We start from the raw sequence: 5,921 nt of genomic DNA on the forward strand, positions 1-5,921 counted from the left end.
GTGCGGCGCCGAACACGCCGAGCCGCAACCCGGCGCGGCCGTCCGTCTTGTCGCCCGTGAGCGCCATCATGGAGCCGATCGCGCCAATGGCGAAGACGCCGTTGGACAGGCCGAGGAGCACCACGATCACCGTGAACAGCTCACGGCTCGCCAGCGCCGGGGATGCCACCATGGCCAGATACGCGAGCGCCGACGCCGCACACCCCGCTGCCGCCCACTGGCGAAGCTGCCCGGTGCGCGTGGCGATCAGGGCTGCCACGATCATGCCGCCCAGTACGCCGCCGTGGTGCGCGCCCGACAGCTTGGTGCTTTCCCCGGGCGTCATGCCGAACGCGAGGCCGGCAAACGGCTCGAGGATGAGATCCTGCGCGCTGTAGGCGAACATCGCGAAGAAGATGAATCCCGAGAACAGTCGCGCCGCCGGCTCCTCCCACACGGTGCGGAACGTCGCCATGAACGCGCCCTGATGCGCGGATTCGGCGGCCGCCGGCATCACGGGGCGCGGGCCGCGCTCCACGCCGAGCGTCGCCAGCCACGACACGACCAAGCCCACCACACCGATCCCGCCGGCCACCGCGATGAGTCGCTCGAACGAGAACGGATCGAGCAGGCTGCCCGAGGTCGCAGCCGTGATGATGATGCCCACGATCATCAGAATCCACGTGATCGCGGCGGCACCCGCGCGCTGCGACGGCTTCGCGCGCTCACTCATGAGCGCCAACAGCGGCGTACCCGACGCGCTCACCCCGGCACCCAGCAGCATGCTGGCCAGCGCGGCGAGGGCCACACCGAGCATCGTATTGCGCGCCATCACCGGGATGCTCGCGGCGACACCCAAGCCACCGAGCGCGCACACCAGCATGCCGCCCAGAATCCAGGGCGTCCGACGGCCATGGCCATCGCTGTCGTGGCCGAGTCGCGGCCGCAGGTACAGCTGCACGGCGAAGTGCAGCGCCACGAGCACGCCGGGAATGAGCGCCGGCAACCCGAGCTCCACCACGATGACGCGATTGATGGTGGTGGTGAGCATGACCACCACGGCGCCGATCGCCGCCTGCACGAACCCGAGGCGGGTCAGCTGCCACCAGCTCATCCCGACTTCGGCAGTCGATGCAGCGACCCCGGAGCGGATGACGGTGGACGGCGACGGCGCCACGGCAGTGCCCATCAGCGGAGCGCCTCGCCGAACGAGGTGATCATGGGCAGCGTACGGACGGCGAAGGCTGACACCATCATGCCGCTTACATAGAAAGGCACACCAAACGCGCTGAGATACAGCGCCCGTTCGATCGGCTTCTGCACGAACCACCACATGAGCCCCGCCTGCACGAGCGCGAGACCGCCGATCGCCGTGGCAAACCCGGGGCGCCCCCACGACACCAGCAGCGCGATCACCACCGCCTGCGCGGCGAGCATCACCAGCGAGGCCACCCACCCGGCTGCTGTGGGACCAAGCAACACAGGGAGGGAGTTGACCCCCATCTGCCGGTCGCCCTCGATGGCCTTGAAGTCATTCAACGTCATGATGCCGTGGGCCCCGATGCTGTAGAGCACCGCGAGCAGCAGCAGTGGCGTAGGCGGCAGCACGTTGCCCAGCATGATGCCGGCGCCCGTGATCCACGCCAGCCCTTCATAGGTGAAACCGACGGCCGTGTTACCCAGCCATCCGTTGCGCTTGAAGCGGAACGGCGGGGCGCTATACGCCCACGAGAAGGCGAGCGCCACGGCGACGGCGGCCAAGCCGAACCGGCCGAGGGGGAGCGCCCACACCACACACAGCGCGCTCCAGAAGATGGCAATGGCGAGTCCCCACTGCCCGGGGATGCGCCCCGACGGTATGGGGCGGTTGGGCTCATTGATCGCGTCGACATGCCGGTCGAACCAGTCGTTCACCGCCTGGCTCGATGCACAGACCATCGGCCCCGTCAGCCCGATTCCCAGCGCGAGCGTCCATACACGCTCGGACGAGAGCGGTACGCCTGCGGAGATCGCTCCGCAGGTGAACGCCCACATCGGGGGGAACCAAGTGACCGGCTTGAGCAGCGTGAGGACCGCCTTCGGGTCCAAACGCGCTGGGACCGTACGTTCTGTGTAGCTGACGCCCATATGTGTCTAGTTTAGTTGACAGTGGCCTCGTGCGACAGAGCCCGGAGCGCGTTCAGCGCATCTCACGCGGGGCCGAGGCCCGCTCGCGGTTCCGGGGAAGGGCCGGGGCTACCCGCCGGCGTCGTCGTCCTTGTCGCTCCCCGGGGCCGCCAGCCGGTGTCGCCGCAGTTTCACGTAGAGACTTTGTCGGCTCACCCCGAGGACCTCGGCCGCCGAGGTCCGATTGTCGTTGGTGAGTTCCAGCGCCGCTTCTATGAAGTGGCGTTCCACGAGATCGACCGTGTCGCGCACGAGATCCCGCAGCGAGACGCGTCCCACGAGCGAGGTCAGCTCTTCGACCGCCCGCGTGAGGTCACGCGCGCCCTGCGGGCCGCTCGCCAATCGGCGGCCGATGTCGCGGATGGTGAAGCCGATGCACGGCTCCTCGCCCTCCGGGACCCACACAGCCGAGACCTCGACCTCCGACTGATTGCCGTGCTGCCCACGGGCGGAGGTGGCCATGAGCCGCACGACGCCGTTCTTGCGCAGCATGCTCGTGAACACCGGAAAGTCCGCCCCCGGCCGGCCGATATACGTGGCGAGCGGCGTCCCCCGCACCTGTTCCTCGCTCGCCAGTTCGGTGATGTCGAGAAACGCGCGGTTGGCGGTGAGGATGGCGCCGTCGAGATCGGTGACCACGAACGCGTCGGGCGAGCGCTCGAGCAAGTCGAGGAGCCGCGACGGGGAGTTCGCCCCGCTGCTGCCGACCGGCGGCAATTCGGCCGGCGAGAAGCGCACGAGCAGCAGGGTGGCCTGCTCCTGGCGGAAGCACGACGCCGACGCGTGAAACGCCCGGCCGCCATGGAGCGACAGCGAGACCTCGCCGGCCCGACCGGCACTGCGGGCCGCCGACAGCAGGTCCTCGAGGGCGCGTGCCGCCACCGCGTCCATACCGAACGGGAACGCCCGACCAATGAGGCGCTCGGTCGGCTCACCGAAGATCTGGCCCGACGCCGTGTTGGCGTCGAGCACCTTCAGGTTCGAGGCGTCGAGCACCAGAATGCCGTCGCTCGCCAACTGAAAGAGCAGACGATAGCGCGTCTCCACGTGGCGCAGCCGCCAGTAGTCGCGCTCCATCGCCTGCTGGGCTTCCACGAGCCGCTGCTGCAACGCCGACACGTGCCGCATGTCGCGCCCGACCGCCACCAGGCTGCCATCGCGGCCCAGCTTGATCGTGGTGTACGACACCGGGACGTCCATGACGTCGCCCATCACGTGGTTCACCTGGCGCCGCTTCGACACGCCCTGGTGCACCGCTTCCTTCACCAGCGTGTCGATCTTGGCGCGCGAGTCCCCCGAGACCGTCTCGTTCCACGGCCGACCGATCCACTGCGCCGCCGTGTCGAACTGGGAATCGCCGCCGCCCATGACGGCCACGTCGCGAATGACCCCCGCGCCATCCATGACAAGCGCAATGTCCCCCGCCACCGCGAGCAGCGCGGCAGCGGAGCGGGCATCGAGCTCGCCGAAGGCGGGATTAGTCGCGTCGAATGGCTTCACGGAACTGGCCATACGCGCCAGGGCCCTCCACGCTGTGGGCATCTGCACCGGCACGGGCGGCCGGGAGCAACGCACGGGCGATCGTCGGCGCCTCGCGTGCGTCGGAGGCGATCGCGTTCGCACCGACCTGCTCGGCGAGCGAGGCATCCTCGGCGAACAGCTGGCCGCCCACCATGATCTGCACATTCGGGTTGCAGGACGCCTGCTTGAGACGACGGATGTCACGCCGCAACACCGATAGGCGGTTTTCCGTCCCCACCGAGAAGCCGATCACGTCGTACCACTCGTTGGCGACCATGTTGAGCAGATCGCTGTCCGTCCACGGTGCCCCCACCAATACGCGCCACCCGTCGCGGAGCAGGAACTCCCCGACCATGATGATGCCGAGGGTGTGCTGCTCGCCGGGGACGCAGGTGAGCAGGATGTTGCCCACCGGCTCGGTGTGGCCGGACTCGGAGAGGAACACCTGCGAGAGATCGCGCAGCAGGCGCTGCATGCGGCCGAGCGCGACGGTCACCTCGACGAAATCACATTCGTCGTTGTCCCACATGTCCCCCAGCCGGCGGGCAGACGGGGCGAGCAGATCGAGGTACACCGCTTCGACGGTGGCCCCTTCCGCCAGTACGCCCCGGATGAACTGGGCGCCCCGTGTGTCATCGTGGCTGCGCACGGCGGTCACGAAGGCAGTCACGTCGGTCTCGGAGAGGACGCGCGCGGCGGCCGCGGCGATGGCCGGCGAGACCGGCCCAACGCGGTGACTCGTCATGAGCCGCGGGACGAGTTCATTCTGGATGGTGCGCTCGAGACGCTCGAGGCGTTCGAGGGTGGGCTCGCCGGTGCGCTGCGGAGTTAGGTGATCCATGGCCTCGGGGTTGGAGCCCGGACTGGCAATCACCTGTTGGGAGCCGACAGCGGCAGGCGGGAGAGACGCGCCGATCATGACGCGAGGACTCCTTGGCGCGATGGCGAGGTGAGATGAGCCCGGTGTGCGGGCACACCATAACGAATGCTCGGCGATAATGGTACCATGCGGTCCAGTTGTCAAGAAAAGTGTACGTCAATTCTTCTTGACAACTACCCGGTCCGATCGCACCTTGAGCGGCATCTGGGCAGCGAACCCCCGGAAGAGAAGGCGTTGATGACTGTTGTGCCCACCCCCCAGACGGCGGCAAGCGACGCCGCCGTCTCACATCTCGCGTCGGCCTCACCGCCACGCACGGGCTTGTACACGCCCGAAGAACGCAAGCGCCGCGACGAAACGAAGTGGACGCTGGTGCAAGGGATCCTTGCGCCCGTCCAGTTCCTCGTCATGGGTGTTTCCGTGTTCCTCGTGTTGCGGTACCTCAAGACCGGCCAAGGCCTCGAGGCCGCCCACCTCTCCATCGTCGTCAAGACGCTGGTGCTGTACACCATCATGGTGACCGGCGCTATCTGGGAGAAGGTGGTCTTCGGGCAGTACCTGTTCCACGAATCCTTCTTCTGGGAAGACGTGGTGAGCTTCTTCGTGATCGGCCAGCACACGGCCTATCTGATCGGGCTGTACCTCGAGTGGGAACCACGGTTTCTCATGGGGATGGCGCTGGTGGCCTACGGCGCCTACACCGTGAACGCGATTCAATTCATTCTCAAGCTTCGGGCCGCCCGGCTGCAGGAAGCTGCGGAAAAGGCCGCCCGGGCCGCCGAGGTGCAGGCCGCGTGAGTACAGCGCTTGAGTTGCCCGTCATCCGCGAGCGTGGTCAGCGCGAGGTCTTCTGCGGGCTGACCGGCATCGTCTGGCTGCATCGCAAGATGCAGGACGCGTTCTTTCTGGTGGTGGGGTCGCGCACCTGCGCGCACCTCGTGCAGTCGGCGGCGGGCGTGATGATCTTCGCCGAGCCGCGGTTTGCCACGGCTATTCTCAGTGAGCGTGATCTCGCCGGGCTCGCCGATGCGAACGACGAGCTCGACCGGGTGGTGCAGCAGCTGCTGGCGCGCCGCCCCGACATCGCCACGCTCTTTCTGGTGGGATCGTGCCCGTCGGAAGTGATCAAGTTGGACCTCGCGCGCGCGGCGGAACGGCTCAATACGCAGTTCATGCCGCAGGTGCGCATCCTCAACTATAGTGGCAGCGGCATCGAGACCACCTTCACGCAGGGCGAGGACGCCTGCCTGCGGAGCATGGTGCCGCACCTGCCGGCCAGCACGAGTGCGGCGCCGGAACTGCTGGTGGTGGGCACGGTGGCCGACGTGGTGGAAGACCAGTTCGCCCGTATGTTCACCAAGCTGGGCATCGGGCC

Annotated in this window: 6 protein-coding genes; 2 read left to right on the forward strand and 4 right to left on the reverse strand. The window is 67.7% G+C overall.

Annotated features, from left to right (window positions below):
- The 4 genes from ACIQ6O_RS11480 to ACIQ6O_RS11495 all read right to left on the reverse strand — a co-directional run.
- On the reverse strand, positions 1-1,168 hold a 1,168-nt coding region (locus ACIQ6O_RS11480; RefSeq protein WP_396207927.1), incomplete at its 3' end, for a BCD family MFS transporter.
- On the reverse strand, positions 1,168-2,106 hold the full coding sequence (gene chlG / locus ACIQ6O_RS11485; RefSeq protein WP_396207928.1) for a chlorophyll synthase ChlG: 939 nt from the start codon (positions 2,104-2,106) through the stop codon (positions 1,168-1,170). The genes chlG and ACIQ6O_RS11480, both read right to left, overlap by 1 nt.
- A gap of 108 nt (positions 2,107-2,214) precedes the next feature.
- The gene (gene ppsR / locus ACIQ6O_RS11490) at positions 2,215-3,657 is read right to left on the reverse strand and encodes a transcriptional regulator PpsR (RefSeq protein ID WP_396207929.1); all 1,443 of its coding nucleotides are present in this window, start codon (positions 3,655-3,657) and stop codon (positions 2,215-2,217) included.
- Positions 3,623-4,585 carry a B12-binding domain-containing protein gene (locus ACIQ6O_RS11495; RefSeq protein WP_396207930.1) on the reverse strand — a complete coding sequence of 321 codons (963 nt, stop codon included), beginning with the start codon at positions 4,583-4,585 and terminating at the stop codon, positions 3,623-3,625. Before ACIQ6O_RS11495 ends, ppsR begins: the two co-directional genes overlap by 35 nt.
- A 198-nt stretch (positions 4,586-4,783) precedes the next feature.
- Between ACIQ6O_RS11495 and bchF the strand changes: the two genes are divergently transcribed.
- Both bchF and ACIQ6O_RS11505 read left to right on the forward strand, forming a co-directional pair.
- Complete coding sequence (gene bchF, locus ACIQ6O_RS11500; RefSeq protein ID WP_396207931.1) at positions 4,784-5,344, forward strand: 2-vinyl bacteriochlorophyllide hydratase; 561 nt, start codon at positions 4,784-4,786, stop codon at positions 5,342-5,344.
- A partial coding sequence (locus ACIQ6O_RS11505; RefSeq protein WP_396207932.1) for a nitrogenase component 1 occupies positions 5,341-5,921 on the forward strand: 581 nt, incomplete at its 3' end. The genes bchF and ACIQ6O_RS11505, both read left to right, overlap by 4 nt.

The sequence above is a fragment of the Gemmatimonas sp. genome, from assembly GCF_044345575.1.
GTDB lineage: Bacteria > Gemmatimonadota > Gemmatimonadetes > Gemmatimonadales > Gemmatimonadaceae > Gemmatimonas.

Bases quoted from the DNA above. Each gene is read 5' to 3' on its own strand.
- chlG (WP_396207928.1), bottom strand. From the start codon at position 2,106: ATGGGCGTCAGCTACACAGAACGTACGGTCCCAGCGCGTTTGGACCCG.
- ppsR (WP_396207929.1), bottom strand. From the start codon at position 3,657: ATGGCCAGTTCCGTGAAGCCATTCGACGCGACTAATCCCGCCTTCGGC.
- ACIQ6O_RS11495 (WP_396207930.1), bottom strand. From the start codon at position 4,585: ATGATCGGCGCGTCTCTCCCGCCTGCCGCTGTCGGCTCCCAACAGGTG.
- bchF (WP_396207931.1), top strand. From the start codon at position 4,784: ATGACTGTTGTGCCCACCCCCCAGACGGCGGCAAGCGACGCCGCCGTC.